The organism is uncultured Piscinibacter sp., from assembly GCF_937952055.1.
Taxonomy (GTDB): domain Bacteria; phylum Pseudomonadota; class Gammaproteobacteria; order Burkholderiales; family Burkholderiaceae_C; genus Piscinibacter.
Map to the genome: position 1 here is coordinate 718,715 of NZ_CALFYO010000021.1, position 16,939 is coordinate 735,653.

16 protein-coding genes are annotated in these 16,939 nt (G+C 71.6%); 5 read left to right on the plus strand and 11 right to left on the minus strand.

Annotated elements, in window-relative coordinates; genetic code table 11:
• Positions 1–73 precede the first annotated feature (73 nt).
• A complete protein-coding gene (gene lysS / locus Q0599_RS17650; protein WP_298832128.1) occupies positions 74–1,594 on the plus strand; it encodes a lysine--tRNA ligase in 1,521 nt (506 codons plus the stop codon).
• 4 nt (positions 1,595–1,598) lie between these two features.
• Positions 1,599–2,150: a pyridoxamine 5'-phosphate oxidase family protein gene (locus Q0599_RS17655; RefSeq protein WP_298832130.1), complete on the plus strand. Its 552-nt coding sequence runs from the start codon at positions 1,599–1,601 to the stop codon at positions 2,148–2,150.
• A gap of 28 nt (positions 2,151–2,178) precedes the next feature.
• Here Q0599_RS17655 and Q0599_RS17660 read toward each other — a convergent pair whose 3' ends face one another.
• The 10 genes from Q0599_RS17660 to Q0599_RS17705 all read right to left on the minus strand — a co-directional run bounded on the left by Q0599_RS17660 (position 2,179) and on the right by Q0599_RS17705 (position 11,712).
• Entirely contained in the window at positions 2,179–2,796 is a 618-nt protein-coding gene (locus Q0599_RS17660) for an ABC-type transport auxiliary lipoprotein family protein (RefSeq protein WP_298832132.1), read from the minus strand.
• Entirely contained in the window at positions 2,793–3,779 is a 987-nt protein-coding gene (locus tag Q0599_RS17665) for an MlaD family protein (RefSeq protein ID WP_298832135.1), read from the minus strand. Before Q0599_RS17665 ends, Q0599_RS17660 begins: the two co-directional genes overlap by 4 nt.
• Positions 3,769–4,524, minus strand: a complete 756-nt coding sequence (locus Q0599_RS17670) for an ABC transporter ATP-binding protein (protein ID WP_298832137.1) — start codon at positions 4,522–4,524, stop codon at positions 3,769–3,771. The genes Q0599_RS17665 and Q0599_RS17670 overlap by 11 nt, the downstream gene beginning before the upstream one ends.
• A 2-nt stretch (positions 4,525–4,526) precedes the next feature.
• Entirely contained in the window at positions 4,527–5,645 is a 1,119-nt protein-coding gene (locus Q0599_RS17675; RefSeq protein ID WP_298832140.1) for an ABC transporter permease, read from the minus strand.
• Between the two features lie 8 nt (positions 5,646–5,653).
• Positions 5,654–6,442: an enoyl-CoA hydratase gene (locus Q0599_RS17680; protein ID WP_298832143.1), complete on the minus strand. Its 789-nt coding sequence runs from the start codon at positions 6,440–6,442 to the stop codon at positions 5,654–5,656.
• A 37-nt stretch (positions 6,443–6,479) separates the two neighbouring features.
• On the minus strand, positions 6,480–7,595 hold the full coding sequence (locus Q0599_RS17685; protein ID WP_298832146.1) for a DUF3108 domain-containing protein: 1,116 nt from the start codon (positions 7,593–7,595) through the stop codon (positions 6,480–6,482).
• Positions 7,580–9,328, minus strand: a complete 1,749-nt coding sequence (locus tag Q0599_RS17690; RefSeq protein WP_298832148.1) for a M61 family metallopeptidase — start codon at positions 9,326–9,328, stop codon at positions 7,580–7,582. Before Q0599_RS17690 ends, Q0599_RS17685 begins: the two co-directional genes overlap by 16 nt.
• A gap of 10 nt (positions 9,329–9,338) precedes the next feature.
• The gene (locus Q0599_RS17695; RefSeq protein ID WP_298832150.1) at positions 9,339–9,782 is read right to left on the minus strand and encodes a DUF3429 domain-containing protein; all 444 of its coding nucleotides are present in this window, start codon (positions 9,780–9,782) and stop codon (positions 9,339–9,341) included.
• A gap of 68 nt (positions 9,783–9,850) precedes the next feature.
• Positions 9,851–10,567, minus strand: a complete 717-nt coding sequence (locus Q0599_RS17700; protein WP_298832151.1) for a DsbC family protein — start codon at positions 10,565–10,567, stop codon at positions 9,851–9,853.
• Positions 10,568–10,578: 11 nt separating this feature from the next.
• Positions 10,579–11,712, minus strand: coding sequence for an FAD-dependent monooxygenase (locus tag Q0599_RS17705; protein WP_298832154.1), 1,134 nt, complete (start codon positions 11,710–11,712; stop codon positions 10,579–10,581).
• Between the two features lie 110 nt (positions 11,713–11,822).
• Here Q0599_RS17705 and Q0599_RS17710 point away from each other — a divergent pair, with 110 nt between their 5' ends.
• The 3 genes from Q0599_RS17710 to Q0599_RS17720 all read left to right on the plus strand — a co-directional run bounded on the left by Q0599_RS17710 (position 11,823) and on the right by Q0599_RS17720 (position 16,058).
• The gene (locus Q0599_RS17710; RefSeq protein ID WP_298832156.1) at positions 11,823–14,210 is read left to right on the plus strand and encodes an AsmA family protein; all 2,388 of its coding nucleotides are present in this window, start codon (positions 11,823–11,825) and stop codon (positions 14,208–14,210) included.
• The gene (locus tag Q0599_RS17715; RefSeq protein ID WP_298832158.1) at positions 14,207–15,073 is read left to right on the plus strand and encodes an MOSC N-terminal beta barrel domain-containing protein; all 867 of its coding nucleotides are present in this window, start codon (positions 14,207–14,209) and stop codon (positions 15,071–15,073) included. The genes Q0599_RS17710 and Q0599_RS17715 overlap by 4 nt, the downstream gene beginning before the upstream one ends.
• Before the next feature lie 91 nt (positions 15,074–15,164).
• Positions 15,165–16,058, plus strand: coding sequence for a DMT family transporter (locus tag Q0599_RS17720; protein WP_298832764.1), 894 nt, complete (start codon positions 15,165–15,167; stop codon positions 16,056–16,058).
• Here Q0599_RS17720 and Q0599_RS17725 read toward each other — a convergent pair.
• Positions 16,030–16,902, minus strand: coding sequence for a pirin family protein (locus Q0599_RS17725; RefSeq protein WP_298832160.1), 873 nt, complete (start codon positions 16,900–16,902; stop codon positions 16,030–16,032). The two genes, Q0599_RS17720 and Q0599_RS17725, sit on opposite strands and share 29 nt — an antisense overlap.
• Positions 16,903–16,939: the final 37 nt, after the last annotated feature.

Sequence of the window (16,939 nt, forward strand, 5' to 3'; positions counted from 1 at the left end):
CAGCGTTGGAGAGGAGCGGCGATTTTACGTGATGGCACACCGCCTAAAATCCCTCGTTGACCGAAAGCCCGACATGACCGAAGTCCACCCCAACGCCCCCGCCACCGACGACAACCAGCTGATCGCCGAGCGCCGCGAGAAGCTCGCCGCCCACCGCGCCCACGCCAGGGCCACCGGCACGGCGGCCTTCCCGAACGACTTCAAGCCGAAGCACCAGGCGCTGGCGTTGCTGCGCAAGCACGGCGAGGTGCCCAACGAGGAGCTCGAACCGCAGGCGGTGACCGTGAGCGTGGCCGGCCGCATGATGCTCAAGCGCGTGATGGGCAAGGCCAGCTTCGCGACGCTGCAGGACGCCTCCGGCCGCATCCAGCTGCGCGTGACCATCGACGGCGTCGGAGCCGACGTCTACGAGCGCTTCAAGCACTGGGACCTGGGCGACATCCTCGGCGCCGAAGGCACGCTGATGCGCACCAAGACCGGCGAGTTGACCGTCAAGGTGAGCCACTTGCGCCTGCTGACCAAGAGTCTGCGGCCGCTGCCGGACAAGTTCCACGGCATGACCGACCAGGAGCAGAAGTACCGCCAGCGCTACGTCGACCTGATGACCGACGAGGAGGCGCGGCTGCGCTTCACGGCGCGCAGCAAGGCGGTGGCCTCGATCCGCAACTTCATGGTCGAGCACGGCTTCCTCGAGGTGGAGACGCCGATGCTGCACCCCATCCCCGGCGGCGCCAACGCCAAGCCCTTCGTGACGCACCACAACGCGCTGGACCAGCAGATGTTCCTGCGCATCGCCCCCGAGCTCTACCTGAAGCGGCTGATCGTGGGCGGCTTCGAGCGCGTGTTCGAGATCAATCGCAATTTCCGCAACGAAGGCATCAGCGTCCGGCACAACCCGGAGTTCACGATGATGGAGTTCTACGCGGCCTACTGGAACCACCACGACCTGATGGACTTCACCGAGCAGGTGCTGCGCCACGCGGCGCGCCAGGCCACCGGCTCCGCCAGCCTGCGCTACGCCGGCCGGCCGGTGGACCTCGACGCACCCTTCGCCCGGCTGACGGTGAAGGATGCGCTGGTGGTGCATGCCGGGCTGACGCAGGACGAGGCGGGCGACGCGAAGCTGCTGCACGAACGCCTGAAGCTGCTCGGCGAGGAGCCGCCGGCGCACTGGACGCTGGCCGAGCTGCAGTTCGGCCTGTTCGAGGCGGCGGTGGAGGAGAAGCTCTGGGACCCGACCTTCATCATCGACTATCCGGTCGAGGTCTCTCCGCTGGCGCGTGCGTCGGACACCAACCCGGCGATCACCGAACGCTTCGAGCTGTTCATCACCGGGCGCGAGTACGCCAACGGCTTCTCCGAGCTGAACGACGCCGAGGACCAGGCGGCGCGCTTCCACGCCCAGGTGGCCAACAAGGACGCCGGCGACGAGGAGGCGATGTACTACGACGCCGACTTCATCCGCGCGCTCGAGTACGGCATGCCGCCCACCGGCGGCTGCGGCATCGGCATCGACCGCCTGATCATGCTGCTGACCGACAGCCCGAGCATCCGCGACGTGATCCTGTTCCCGTCGCTGCGCAAGGAGGGCTGAGCACATGGACCGCCTCGAATCGCTCGTCGCGGTGGAGGCCGAGATCTGGCGGCAGCTCGCGCTGTGCGTGCAGGACAAGACACACCCCTGGCGCACCCCGGTGCTCGCCACCGTCGACGGCGAGCGCGCCGACGCGCGCACCGTGGTCCTGCGCGAGGTCGACCCGCGACAGAAGCAGATGCTCATCTACACGGACGAACGTGCCGGCAAGGTGTCGCAACTGCTCCAGCGTCCGCACGGCATGCTGGTGATGTGGTCGCCCGAGCTGTCGTGGCAGCTGCGGTGCAGCGTGCGGCTGGCGCTGGAGATGTCGGGATTGGCGGCCTCGTCGCGCTGGGCGCGCATCCGCCTGTCGCCGGCGGCGCAGGATTACCTCTCGCCGCTGCCGCCGGGCACGCCGCTGCAGTCTGCCGCACCGACGCACCCGGCGGTGGCGCGCGACTACTTCGCGGTGATCGACGCCACCGCCGAGTCGCTCGACTGGCTGGAGCTGCGCAGTGACGGCCAACGCCGCGCGATCTTCGACGCGCACGGCGCGAGGTGGGTGCAGCCCTAGGGACCACTCGGCTTCCGGCACCGCCCCTTCATCGCGGTGCGCGCCGAAGTTCTTCCTCGAGCCAGGGCACGGCGGCATCGAACACCCGCGCGACCGCCTGCGACATCGCCGCCGCGGCGGCGGCCGAGTCGGCGCGCGCAGCAGGAACATCGGCCTCGAAGCGGCGCCGCGCCACGCGCACGCGCCGGCGCCGGTCGAACAACTCGAGGGTCACTGCCAGCCGCGCAGCGCCTGGCGCTTCGCGCAGGTCGTGGTGCACGGTGTCAATGCCCACGGCGAGCAGCCAGTCGGCGTGCAGCGGCTCGCCCAGCAGCCCGACCGCACCGGCCACGCCGCGGTCCTCCAGCCGCTGCTGCAGCAGCCTCGGCAGCGCGCGCACCGGACGCTCGGTCCAGCTGGCGAGCCGGTAGAAGCGGAACTCGCCGTCGTGGCGCGAGTAGGCGATGGCGCTGCTGTCGGCCAGCGCATCGGCGGGCGACGGCTGCAGCACCAGGGCGGCCACGAGCGGCTGAGTGAGCCTCGGCATGGCCGATCCGCCGGCGTCCCGCAGCGCGTACTGCGACTCTGCGGCCGCCTGCTCGCCGATGCCCACCGAGACGCAGCCGCACAGCAGCAGCGGTGCCGCGAGCAAGCCTCGGCGCCTCATGGCCGCGTCTCTCCGGGACCCAGTTGGGCCGGGCCGGGTCCGAACAGCGCCGCCCTCGGATCGCGCAGCCGCTCAACCACCCGTGACGCCGACTCGACGCTCAGGCGCAGTTCGCTGAGCGCGGCGCCAAGCTGGTCGTCCAGGCCGGCCGCCGAGGCCTCGAAGCGCTTCGCGCTGGCCTCCACCTGGCGCTGCACGGCAGCGGTGGTGGCAGTCACCTGCTGCAGCGCCTTGCGCGTCTCGATCAGCGCCCCTTCGGCCTCGCCGAGCGTGCGTTCGAGCCGGTCGCCGTCGCGTTCGACCACGCCGGCGATGCGGTCGCCCACCTGCCCGAGCCGCGTCGCCGCGGCGCCCACGTCGCGCGCCGCCGTGCCCACCTGGGCTAGCGAACGGTCGAGCGCCGGCAGGCGCTGGTTCAGCCCGTCGGCCAGGGCGCGCAGGCTGTCGACGGTGTCGCGCATTGCCTGCCGGTTCTCCGCGGTCAGCAGCAGGTTGATGTTGTTCAGCGCCGCCGCCGCCATGTCGCCGACCTTGTTGACGCGGCCGGCGATCTCGTCCAGGTCGGAACGGCCTTCGGCGATCACCGGGAAGCGCTCGCCTTCCGGCGCATCGACCAGCGGCGGGCCGGGCGGCTCGCGCGTGACCAGCGCGACGCCGGCGATGCCGGTGACGAAGTTGCGCGTCACCACCGCCTCGGTGTTGGCATGCACCGGCGCGCGCCGGTCCACCCGCACCTCGACGCGGACGCGGTTGAAGCTGTCCTGCGACAGCGCGTAGTCCTCCACGCGGCCGACCTTGACGCCACGCAGCGTGACCTCGGCGCCCACCTCCAGGCCGTCGAGCGCCTGGTGCTCGAAATTGATCGTGTAGCGACGGAAGTCGCCGCCGCCGGTGTTGTGCAGCCACAGCAGCGCGGCCACCAGCCCCGCGACGAGGACCAGCACCGCAGCGCCCACGAAGGTGTAGCGGGCCTCAGCTTCCATCGCCGACCATTCTACGGACCGAGAAGTAGTCGCGGATCCACGGGTCGTCCACCGCCATCACCTCGCGCACCGGGCCGTCGGCCAGCACCCGGCCGTGGGCGAGCACGATCAGGCGGTCGACGACCGACAGCAGGGTGTCGAGGTCGTGCGTGACGAGGAAGGCGGTCAGGCCGAGGTCGTCGACCAGCGAACGCACCAGCCGGTCGAAGCCGCGCGCGGTGATCGGATCCAGCCCCGAGGTCGGCTCGTCAAGGAACAGCACCTCCGGCTCCAACGCGATGGCGCGCGCGATCGCGGCGCGCTTGCGCATGCCGCCGGACAGCTCGCTGGGCCGCTTGGCACCCGCCTCGGCGGCCAGGCCGGCCTGGCGCAGGCGCAGCGCCACCAGGGCATCGACGGTGTCGACCGGCAAGGAGGTGTGCTCTCGCAGCGGCACGGCCACGTTCTGCGCCACGCTGAGCGAGGAGAACAGCGCGCCGTCCTGGAACATCATGCCGAAGCGACGTCGCATCGCGGCCAGTTCGCCCGGCGCCGCCGACCAGACGTCGGTGCCGAGCAGCCGCACGCGCCCGGCACTGGGACGCTGCAGCCCGATGATCTCGCGCAGCAGCACCGACTTGCCAGTGCCGCTCGCTCCGATCAGCGCCACCAGCGTGCCGCGCTCGATGCGGAAGCTCACGCCGTCGTGCACGCGCTGCGCGCCGAAGCGTGTCTCGATGGCGTCGACCTCGATGACCGTGTCCATGCTCACCAGTCCAGCGCCTCGAGCAGCACGGCGAAGCCGGCGTCGAGCAGGATCACGGCGACGATGCTCTGCACCACCGTCGAGGTGGTGGCGGCGCCGACGGCGCGCGTGTCGCGCTCGACGGTCATGCCCATGCGCGTGCCGATCACCGCGATGGCCATCGCGAACACCGGCGCCTTGGCCAGCCCGACGATGACGTGCCGGCTGTCCAGTGCCTCGCGCAGCCGGGCCAGGAAGGCGACCGGCGTGACGTCGAGCATCGGCCCGGCGATCGCCATCGCGCCGACCATGCTCATCACGTCGCCGACGAAGACCAGCAGCGGCAGGACGATCATCAGCGCCAGCACGCGCGGCACCACCAGCACCTGTGCGGTCGACAGCCCGAGCGTGCGGATGGCGTCGATCTCCTCGGTCAGGCGCATGGCGCCGAGCTGCGCGGTGAAGGCCGCCCCGGAGCGGCCGGCGACGATCACCGCCACGATGATCGGCGCGAACTCGCGCGTCATGCCGATGCCCACACCGTCGACGACGAAGATGTTGGCGCCGTACTTGCTCGCCTGCAGGCCGAGCAGGTAGGCGACGACGATGCCGATCAGCAGCGTGACCAGCGCCACCACCGGCAGGGCGTTGAGCCCGCACTGTTCGAGCTGCACGGTCAGCTCGCGCGGGCGAAGCCGGCGCGGCGCACGCAGCACCTCGGCGAAGCCAGCAGTGGTCGCGCCGAGAAATTGAAGGTGCCCGTGGAGCAGCCGCAGGACGTCGAGGCTCGCCTTGCCGAGCTCCGCCAGCACGCCGTGCTGCCGCGGCGCGGCGGCCACCGCCGCGGCGTCGAGGTGCGCGCGCACCTGCTCGATGACCCTTCGCTGCGCCGGCGCGAAGCCGCTCCAGGCCGCGGCATCGGCAGCCACGCCGTCGCGGCGCAAGGCGCGCAGCAGCACCAGCGCGGCGGCTGTGTCGAGCGCTTCGAGGGCGCTGCCGTCGACGCGCACCGCTTCGGGCAGGCGCTGCGCGGCCAGCGCCCGTTCGATGCCGTCCAGGTTCGCCATCCGCCAGGCGCCCGCCAGCCGCAGGACCGGCGCACCGTCGTCGGTCTCGATGCTGCACCAGGACGTGCCGGCCATGGGGCCTGCTAGCGGTGCCTGAACGCCGCCTTGCGCTTGTTGACGAAGGCGTCCATGCCTTCCTTCTGATCCTCGGTGGCGAACAGCGAGTGGAACAGGCGCCGCTCGAACATCACCCCGTCGGCCAAGGGCCCTTCGTAGGCGCGGTTCACGCACTCCTTGGCCATCATCACGCTCGGCCCGCTGAACTCGCAGACCTGCTGCGCGGCGGCCAGCGCCACCTCGAGCAGTTCCGCCGCCGGCACCACGCGCGACACCAGCCCGGCGCGCTCGGCCTCGGCGGCGTCCATCATGCGGCCGGTGAGGATCATGTCCATCGCCTTGGCCTTGGAGATCGCGCGCGGCAGGCGCTGCGTGCCGCCCGCGCCGGGGATGATGCCGAGCTTGATCTCCGGCTGGCCGAACCTGGCCGTGTCGGCGGCGATGATGAAGTCGCACATCATCGCCAGCTCGCAGCCGCCGCCGAGCGCGAAGCCGGCCACCGCGGCGATCACCGGCTTGCGCACTGAGCGAATGGTCTCCCAGTTGCGGGTGATGTAGTCGGTCTTGTACACGTCCATGTACGACCAGGTCGCCATGGCACCGATGTCGGCGCCGGCGGCGAAGGCCTTCTCGCTGCCGGTGACGACGATGCAGCCGATCGTCTCGTCGGTGTCGAAGGCCTTCAGCGCCTGGCCGAATTCGTTCATCAGCGTGTCGTTCAGCGCGTTCAGCTGCTTGGGCCGGTTCAGCGTGATCAGGCCGGTGCGGCGCTCGCCGCTGCCGCGGGTGTCGACGAGGATGGTCTCGAAGCTCATGGGGGGTCTCTCCTTCCTGCGGGCAACTATACGGCGCTCACTGCGCCGCCAGCTCCGGCCTGCGCGACAGCACGAGGTCGATGAAAGTCTGCGGGTCCTGCTCGATGCGGATGCGCGCCGGCAGGTAGCGCAGCCGAGGCGCGAACCACACCTCGGCGACCAGTTCGCCGCCCGGCCGCGACAGGCGCCGCGGCTTCAGGTGGAAGGCATCCACCGCACCGAACAGCGTGTACACGGGCTCCTCGTCGAGCACATCGTAGATCCAGCGGTCCACGCTGCGCGGCAGCGCGAGCGCGAAGTCCACCGTGCCGCCGGTGCGCAACAGTTCCGGCCGGGTTGTGAACAGCCAGCTCATCTGCACGAACTGGCTGGCCGTGTCCTGCACGCCGACCGGTCGAGGCCGGCGCAGGCCATTGGGCATGACGATCGCGCCGGGCTCGAAATGCATCGTCAGCCGGCGGCGTTCGCGGAACATCACCTTGGTGTCCTCGTCGTAGCGCTGCGGGGCCAGTCCCTGCTCCGTGAGCTCGCCGTCGCTGCTCATGCGCCGCGTGATCAGCGGCGCCACCGGCAGGCCGACGGTGATGTCCAGGTGCACCTGGTAGCGCGCACCGTCACGCACCCACTCGACCTGCGCGTCGCCGTGCACCTCGCCGCGCACGTTGCCGCTCAGCTTGTAGCTCAGGCGGGTGGACGCTGGCCACTCGAAGGGCGCAGCGCCCGACGCCGCCACATCGGGGACGGCGGCCATCAGCGGTGCCGGCGCATCCGGCGCGGAGGCCGCCGGCTCGGGCGCCACATCGGCCACGCGCAGCGTTTCCGGCGCGGTTTCCGCTGCTGGCGGCGCGGGCTCGGGCAGGCTGGCGGCCGGTTCCGGCGCGGAGGCGGGCTGGGGCGACGCACGGGCGCGCCGCGCCGGCTTCGGCTTCGGCGACGGCGGGGTCGGCGCCACCACAGGCGGCGGCGCTGGCTCCAGCTCGCGCACATAGGCCACTTCGATGCGTGGCGGCATCGCCCGTGCGGGGTCGAGGCGGTCCAGGCGCTCGGCCAGTTCGCCGCCCAGCCAGCCGTGCACGGCGAGCACGCCCAGCACCAGCGCGGCGAAGGCAATCCGTCGTCGCGGCGAGGAGGTGCGGCTCAGCGGCCGAGCCATGCCTCGCGCAGTGCCTGTGCCGACTTGCCCGGCTTGGCTTCGGCTGCCAGCTGCACCGGCGCGCCCACGCCGGCATCGACCGGCAGCACGAGCTTCAGCGTCAGCACGCGCTGATCGCGCACCACCAGCAGTTCGGCCGGCCGGCCCGGCGTCAGCACACGCTGCGCCTCGTCGAGGCGGCGCAGCCGCCAGCCGGACACGGCGAGGATCTCGTCGCCGGCGGCGATGCCCGCCGCCTCGGCCGCGCCGCCGCGCAGCACATGCGTGGCCTTCACGCCGGTGAGCGCACTCTCGCTGATGCGCAGTCCCAGTCGCTGGGCGATCGTCGCCGGCTGCGCCTTCCACTCGATGCCGGCACCGTACAGCAGGCCCTGGAGCGGCAGTTCGGCGGTGCCGTGCACCCAGTCGGCCAGCTCGCGCGCGTACGAACGGCCGGCACAGCGTTCGAGTGCCGAGGCGATGTCGGCCTCGGCGATCGGACCGCCCCCTGCACGCACCCACAGCGAACGCATCACCTCGTCGAGCGAGCTGCCGTCACGGCGCAGTGTCAGGTCCAGCGCCAGCGCGACCAGCGAGCCCTTGGCGTAGTAGCTGATGGTGGCATTGGGCGTGTTCTCGTCGCTGCGGTAGTACTTCACCCAGGCGTCGAAGCTGGACTGCGCCACGCTCTGCACCTGCCGGCCCGGCGTGGCGGCCACGCCGGCGATCGTGCGCGACAGCAGCTTCAGGTAGCGCGGCGTGTCGATCAGGCCGGCGCGGCGCAGCAGCAGGTCGTCGTAGTAGGAGGTGAAGCCCTCGAAGAACCACAGCAGCTGCGTGTAGTTCTCCCTCGTGTAGTCGTAGCGGGCGAACTCGGCCGGGCGCAGCCGCTTGACGTTCCAGGTGTGGAAGTACTCGTGGCTGATCAGGCCGAGCAGCTCGACGTAGGCGTCGCTCGTCTCGCCGCGACCGCGCTGCGGCAGGTTGCGCCGCGCCGACAGCAGCGCGGTGCTGCCGCGGTGCTCCAGTCCGCCGTGGCCGTCCTCGGCGGTGTTGAGCAGGAACACGTAGCGCTCGAACGGCGCCTTCGCGCGCTTGCCCGAGCCGTGCCAGAAGCCGATCTGCGCTTCGCAGATGCGGCGCGTGTCGGCGAGCAGCCGCTCGCCATCGAAGTCGGGCAGCGCGCCGGCGACGACGAACTCGTGCGGCACGCCGTGGGCCTCGAAGCGGCCGCGCCAGAACGTGCCCAGCTCGACCGGGTGGTCGACCAGTTCGTCGTAGTCGGCTGCCTCGTACAGGCCGCGGCCGGTCGCGTCGACCTTCAGCGCGCGCATCGCCGTGGCCACCTGCCAGCCGTGCGGCAGCGTGCCGATCTGCAGCCGGTGCGGCTCGTCCTCGCGGCCCTCGGCGCGCAGGCAGATTCCCGTGCCGTTGAAGAAGCCGCGGCGGGCGTCGAGAAAGGCGGCGCGCACCGAGGTGTCGAAGGCATAGACGCGAGCGCTCACCACCAGCTCGGCGCGGCCGGCACAACTCGCGACCCAGCTCGCCTTGTCGAGCTGCGCCAGCGGCACCGGCTGGCCGCCCTGCTCGGCGTGCAGCCCGGACAGGTGGCGCGCAAACTCGCGCACCAGATAGCTGCCGGGGATCCATACCGGCAGACTGAGGCGCTGCTGCGCGGCCGGCCGCGGCACGCGCAGCGTGACGCGGAACAGGTGGGCGTGGACGTCCTCGACGTCGATGCGGTAGGTGATCATGGAGGGCCGATCAGCTCCCGGCGGCGCCGATGAAGCAGCTCAGCGAGGCGACGGCGGTGAGGCGGAAGCGCAGCGTCAGCCAGGTGGCCGCACCCTGCGCCGGGTAGACGCGGCGGTCGACGAGGTAGCACGCGACCAGCATCGCGCCGTGCACGACGAGACCGGCGTAGGGCGGCATGAGCACTGCGATCCAGGCGACCAGCGCGGGCACCACACCCCAGGCCGGCAGCGAGGCCGCGGGGCCGGACTGCCGCATCGTGAAGCCCCAGTGGATGCCGCCGAGGAAGGCGACGATCACCGCCGCATAGGCCGACAGGGCGGCGGCCACGTAAGGATGCGCATCGGGGCGCACCAGCCAGGTCAGCGCGGCACCGATCACGAAGGGCAGCAGGCCCGCATGCCCCAGGCGCAACGCGGCCGGCGTGGGCGAGACAAGGGTCGTGGCGAGGTTCAAGCGAGGCTCCGGACAGGCAACGGGCGGCATTGTCGCCGCAGGGGCGCCTCGCGCGGATCAGGCCTCGCTCAGGGCTTGGCGCGGCTGGCCAGCAACTGCTTCTCGATCTGCTCGGTGTTCATCGCGCCGGGCGAGCGCTTGCCGTCCTCGAACACGATGCCCGGCGTGCCGTTGATGCGGTGCTTGCGGCCGAACTCGGTGTTGCGCTGCAGCGCGGCGACGTCGCACTGGGCGGTGACCTTGGCGGGCGTGGCACCCTCCAGCATCCAGTCGCGCCAGGCGGCGGTACGGTCCTTGGCGCACCAGATGTTCTTCGACTTCTCGATCGAGTCGGCGCCGAGGATGGGGTAGAGGAAGGTGTAGACGGTGACGTCCTTCACCGCGCTGAGGTCGCGCTCGAAGCGTTTGCAGTAGCCGCAGTTCGGGTCGGCGAACACCGCCATCTTGCGCTCGCCGCTGCCCTGCTTCCAGACGATGGCGTCCTTCAAGGGCAGCTTGGCGAAGTCGATCTGGGTCAGCTTGTCGATGCGCGCCTGGGTCAGGTTGGCGCGCGTGCGCGTGTCGATCAGGCTGCCGTCGATGATGTGGTTGCCCTGCTCGTCGGTGTAGAACACCTCGGTGCCGATGCGCACCTCGTAGAGGCCGGGGATGGGCGTCTTGGTGATCTCGTCGAGCTTGGGGAAGTCGGGCAGCCGCTCGGCGAAGTTCTTGCGGATCACCGCCTCCTGGGCCAGGGCCGGAACGGCCAGCGAGAGGGCAAGGGCGAGGGTGGCGAGACGGTGCATGGGGAAGGCTTTCAGGCATCGAGCGCGCGGGCGGTGAGCCAGCGCTTCAAGGGGGTAAGACGATTGACGAGACCCAGTCCGCGGTTGCGAAGTTCCCGCGCTGCCGGGGCCGGCTGTGCAAAAAGGCGCAGCAGGCCGTCGGTGACCTGGCCCATCGCCCAGGTGGGCAGGGCGCGTTCGCGGGCGTAGCGGCGCAGCAGCTTTTCGTCGCCGAGCGGCCGCCAGGGCTCGCGCGCCGCGATGACGCGGGTCAAGGCGGCCACGTCGGCCAGGCCCAGGTTGAGGCCCTGGCCGGCCAGCGGATGCACCAGGTGCGCGGCGTCGCCGAGCAGCACCCAGCCCGGGCCGCTCCAGGCGCTGGCCGCGGCGATGGCCAACGGCCATTCGGCACGGGCCGAGGCCAGCTGCAGGTCGCCCGCCTCGCCGCGCGTGGCGTCCATCAGCGACGCTGAGAACGCTGCATCGTCCAGCGCCATCAGGTCGTTCGCCCGCTCGCGCGGCATCGACCAGACGAGCGCGTAGGAGCGCTCGGGCTGCGGTGCGTCGAACGGCAGCAGCGCCAGCACGTCGGGGGAGCGGAACCACTGCCGCGCCACGCCCTGGTGCGGCTGCGAAGCCACCAGACGCGCGGCGATGGCGCTGTGGCCGTAGTCGTGGCGCTCGAAGCGCACGCCCAGCCCCGCGCGGCTGGCCGAGGCCTTGCCCTCGCACAAGGCGCTGAGGTCGGCCTGCACACGGTCGGCCTGCTCGGCGTCGAGCACGTGCACGTGCGGCGAGAAGCGGATCGCCGCACCGAGCTCGCGCTCCAGCACCGGCGCATCGACGATCCAGGCCAGTTCGCCGACCCGCTGCTCCCACGCCGAGAAATCGATCGCCGCGCCTTCGGCGTCGCCCTGCACGTGCATGTCGTAGACCGGCGTGGCCGCCTGGGCAGGCAGCGAGTCCCACACCTTCAGCCCCTTGAGCAGCGCCACGGAGGCGGCATTGAGGGCATAGGCGCGCACGTCGGGCGCGGCATGCGCGCGCGGCTCGTCGGGCCGCAGGCCGACCTGCAGCCCGAGGCGGGCCAGCGACAGCGCCAGGCTCTGCCCGACGATGCCGGCACCGCGCACCAGCACATCCACGTGCGTCACCGGGTGTTTCATCGTCTTTCATTGTAGGCAGCGGCGCCATCCACCGTCGGGCGCATGGAGTGCACAATGCCCGCTCCCGATCGTTCACCTGCGGTCGCCGGCCGGGCGACCCGCCCTCCCCCATGTCTGTCTGGATCAAGCGCATAGGCATCGCGGTCGCGGTGCTGCTCCTGCTGGCCATCGCGGCCGGCGCCTACCTCGTCAGCAGCTTCGACCCGAACCGCTACAAGGGCGTCGCCGTCGACTGGATGAAGGCGAACCGCAACCGCACGCTGGTCATCGACGGCCCGATCGAGCTGTCGGTGTTCCCGCGCGTGGCGGTGAAGCTGAGCCAGGTCAGCCTCAGCGAGTCCGGCCGCCGCGAGCAGTTCGTCGCCGTCGACCGGGTCGCGCTCGCCGTCGACGTGCTGCCGCTGCTGCGCGGCCGCGTGGTGGTCGGCCGTGTCGAGGCCAGCGGCGTGCGCGTGCAGCTGCTGCGCGACGCCAAGGGCAAGCGCAACACCGACGATCTTGCCGGCGCACCGTCCGCCGGCGCCGCCGCCGTGCCGTCCGTAGTCGCGGTCCGGCCGCTCGACCTCGACATCGACCGCATCACGCTGAAGGATGTGCGCGCCCGCGTGAAGGACGTGATGGGCAAGCTCGACGGCGAGCTGGTGCTGGACACGCTGACCACCGGCCGCATCGCCAGCGGCAGGGCAGCGCCGATCGAGCTCGCCGCCCGGCTCGACTTCCGCCAGCCGGTGCTGAAGGGCGCGCTGTCGGGCACGACGACGCTGACGCCCGAGCTGGCCACCGGCTCGTTGAAGCTTGCCGACATGAACCTCGCCTACCAGGGCGACGTGCCTGGCGCCAGCGCGGTCGACGTGCAGGTGCGCGGCGCGCTCGCCTACGACGGCGCCAGGGGCTCGGTCGACGCCAAGGGCCTGGACGTGCAGCTCGCCGCGCGCGCCGGCGCGCTGCAGCTCGCCGGCAGCACGCTGTCGATCGCTGCCTTCGGTTACGACCCGGCGCGCCAGGCGCTGCGCGTCGAGACGCTGAAGCTGCGCGTCAAGGGCAGCCGCGGCAAGGATCCCCTCGCGCTCGACCTCGACTGGGCGCAGCTGGACGTCGAAGGCCAGCGCCTCAAGGGCAGCCCGCTGCAGGGCCGGCTCGAGCTCGGCGGCGAGCTGCCGGTCCAGGCCACCTTCAAGACCGGCGCGCCCACCGGTACCTTCGATGCCGTCGCCCTGCCCGGCTTCGAGGCGAAGCTCACGAGCGCTGGCTCGGCACGCAAGCTCGACGGCACGCTGCGCGCCGACCTCGGCATCCAGCCGGCCAGGTCGGCGGTCAGCCTGGCGGCGCTGGATCTGAAGGCCAACCTGCAGGACAAGCAGCTCAAGCCGGTGGCGCTGGCCGTGCGCGGTAGCGCCTCGGCCTCGCCGCAGGCGGCACAGTGGGCGCTGGCCGGCCAGGCCAACGCGAACGCCTTCGCCATCGACGGCAACGCCAACCTGTCGGCCAGCCCGATGTTCGTCAAGGCCACGGCGCGCTTCGACGCGCTGGACCTCAACACGCTGCTGCCCGAGGGCGCGTCTTCCGGCGCGGCGCCGGGCAGCAGCGCGCCGGCCGAGACGCCGGTCGACCTCTCCGGCTTGCGTGCCCTCAATGCGGCCGTGGCGCTGCGCGCCGGCAGCCTGGCGTTCCGCCAGTACCGCATCACCGACGCGCGCGTCGAGGCCAGGCTCGACGGCGGCATGCTCAAGGTCCCGGTGCTGCAGGCCAAGGCCTGGGGCGGCGCACTCGATGCCAACGCGCTGGCCGATGCGCGCGCCAACCGCATCGCGGTGAAGGCGGTGGCCACCGGCGTGAACGTCAACGCGCTGCTCAGGGACGTGGCGGCGAAGGACCTTCTCGAAGGCACCGGCCGCGTCAACATCGACGTCGACACCACCGGCCGCAGCGTCGGCGAACTGCGCTCACACCTTCAAGGCACTGCGGCACTGCATCTGCGCGACGGCGCCATCAAGGGCCTCAACCTCGCCAAGAGCCTGCGCCAGGCGAAGGCCGCGCTGTCGCTGCGCGCCGACGCCACCGAGCGCGCCAGCCAGGCCGAGAAGACCGACTTCTCCGAGCTGAGCGCAAGCTTCCAGATCGCCGACGGCGTGGCGCGCAGCAAGGACCTCGACATGAAGAGCCCGTTCCTGCGACTCGGCGGCGACGGCGCCGTCGACATCGGCAAGGGCCGCATCGACTACACCGCGCGCGCCACCGTGACCTCCGCAGCGACCGGACAGGGCGGCGCCGAACTGGCGACGCTGAGGGGCCTGACGGTGCCGGTGCACCTGAGCGGCCCCTTCGAGGCGATCGACTGGAGGATCCAATGGTCGGCCGTCGCTGCCGGCGTGGTGCAGAACAAGCTGGAACAGAAGCTGAAGGAACGACTCGGCGCGAAGCCGGCCGACAGCAGCGCCTCGGCACCCACACCCCAGCAAGAATTGAAGGAGAAGCTGTTGAGGGGGCTGTTCAAGTGAACGAGACGACGGGCGACATCGAGGTGCGCATTGCCGGGTTGAACGTGCACCCCATCAAGTCCTGCGCCGGCATCGCGATGACCGAGGCGCTGGTCATCGAGACCGGGCTGGAGTTCGACCGCGCCTGGATGGTGGTCGACGAACGCGGCCAGTTCGTCAGCCAGCGCGAGCTGCCGCGCATGGCGCTGGTGCAGCCGAAGCTTCGGCAGCTCGACATGGTGCTGCGTGCGCCGGGCATGCTGGCGCTGCACGTGTCGCTCGACACCGTCGAGTCCGCGGTGGAGGCGACCGTCTGGGACGACACCGTGGCGGCCTACGACATGGGCGACCTCGCCGCGCAGTGGTTCAGCGACTTTCTCGGACGCAAGCTGCGCCTGGTGCGCTTCGATCCCGAGCAGCGCCGGCTCTCCGACCGGCGCTGGACCGGACCGATCGAGGCGGAGAACGCCTTCTCCGACGGCTTCCCACTGCTCGTCGCGTCGACCGAGGGCCTGGCGGAACTGAACCGCCGCCTCGCGCAGGCCGGTCACGCCGCGGTGACGATGCAACGCTTCCGCCCCAACCTCGTGCTCGACGGGCTCGACGCGCACGGCGAGGACCACCTCGACGAGATCGTCTTCGCCGCGCCCGAAGGCCCGGTGCGCCTCAAGCTGGTCAAGCCCTGCAGCCGCTGCACCATCCCCGATGTCGACCCGGCCACCGGCGCGCAGGGCCACGCGGTGGGCGACGCGCTCGCCGCCTACCGCGCCGACGCGCGGCTGGACGGCGCATTGACCTTTGGCATGAACGCGGTGGTCCTCGAAGGCATCGAGGCCACGCTGAAAGTCGGCATGACGGGCCAGGCGACCTACCGTTTCGAGTGAGCCGCCTCAGCGAAGCGCCTCTGCAGGTGTGCAGAGCCGGCGGCTCGACGCAGGCCGACGTTGGCCAGCTTCGCGGGGCCTTCGCTTGAGCGTGAGCCGCCTCGCCAACTGGCAGCTCTTTGCCATCTGCGTGCTCGTCTGGGGCACCACCTGGTATGCGATCACCTGGCAGATCGCCGACGTCGCGCCGGAGTTCGCCGTCGCGCTGCGCTTCGCGCTGGCCGGCACGGTCGTGCTCGCCTTCGCCGCACGGCGCGGCGTGCCGCTGCGCTTCACGCCGCGCGACCACGCCCGGCTCGCGCTGCAGGGCGCGTTCATGTACGGCCTGTCCTACGTCTGCGTCTACCACGCCGAACGGCACGTCGTGTCCGGACTGGTGGCGGTGGGCTACTCGGCCTCGCCGCTGGTGGTGTCGCTCGGCGCCGCCGCGGCCTTCGGCGCGGCCCTGTCCGCGCGCTTCCTGCTCGGCGGCCTGGTCGGCCTGGCCGGGGTGACGCTGATCTTCTGGCCCGAGATCGCTGGTCCCAGCCCGGGCGCGCGCAGCGCGCTCGGCACGGCGTTCACCGTCGCCGCCGTGCTGCTCTCGGCCGTGGGCAGCCTTTCGGCGAGCCGCAATCGCCACCACGGCCTGCCCTTCTGGCCGGCGCTCGGCTACGGCATGGTCTACGGCGCACTCGCCGCATTGCTGGCCTCGCTGGCGCTGGGGCGCGAATTGCGGCTGCCGACGGACGCCGCCTGGTGGCTGTCGCTGCTCTACCTGGCCATCGCCGGATCGGTGCTGACCTTCGCCTGCTACCTGACGCTGCAGGATCGCCTCGGCCCCGGGCCGGCCGGCACCATCGGTGTGATGACGCCGCTTCTCGCGCTGCTCGTGTCGCTGGCGTTCGAGGGCTACCGCCCGCAGTGGCCGACCCTGCTCGGCGCGGCGCTCGCCATCGCCGGCAACGTGGCGATGCTCAGCCGCGGCGCGGCGGCAAGGGGATGAACTCGGTCTCGCCGGGAACCGGCGGGAAGCGCTGCGCCTCCCAGTCGTCCTGTGCCTGGACGATGCGTTCCTTGCGCGAGGCGACGAAGTTCCAGACGATGAAGCGCGGGCCGAGCGGCGCGCCGCCGATCATCACCACGCGCGCGCCGCCCTGCGCATGCAGCAGCGGCTGCGAGCCGGCCGGAAGCACCGCCATCGTGTGCGGCGGCACGGGCGTGCCGCCGACCGTGATCGGCGCATCCACGCTGTAGACGGCACGCTCCTGCGCCACGTCGGGCAGCACCAGCGAGCCCCCGGAGGCCAGCGCGATGTCGACATACAGCGTCGGCGACAGGGTGGCCACCGGCGAGGTCACGCCGAACGCCGTGCCGACCAGCACGCGCACCGCCGCGTCGGGCAGGTTGTGCTCCGGCAGCTCGTGGGCCGGGTGATGCTGGAAGGCCGGTTCGTCCTGCTCGTGCTCGACCGGCAGCGCGCACCACAGCTGCAGCCCGTGGCTACGCCGCGGCACGCCGCGCAGGTCGTCGGGGGTGCGCTCCGAATGCACGATGCCGCGGCCGGCGGTCATCCAGTTGATCGCGCCGGGCTCGATGCGCTGGACCACCCCGGTGGAGTCGCGGTGCAGCATCGCGCCCTCGAACAGGTAGGTCACCGTGGCCAGCCCGATGTGCGGGTGCGGCCGCACGTCGTGGTTGTCCTGGGGCTGCACGCTGATCGGCCCGAAGTGGTCGAAGAACAGGAACGGCCCGACCGCCTGACGCTGGGCCGAGGGCAGGCAGCGACGCACGAGGAAACCGCCGCCGAGATCCTTGGGCGACGGGTCGATGAGCTGCAGCGTGGTCATGGAAAGGCCAGTGTAGGCTGCCCGCCTAAAATCCGCG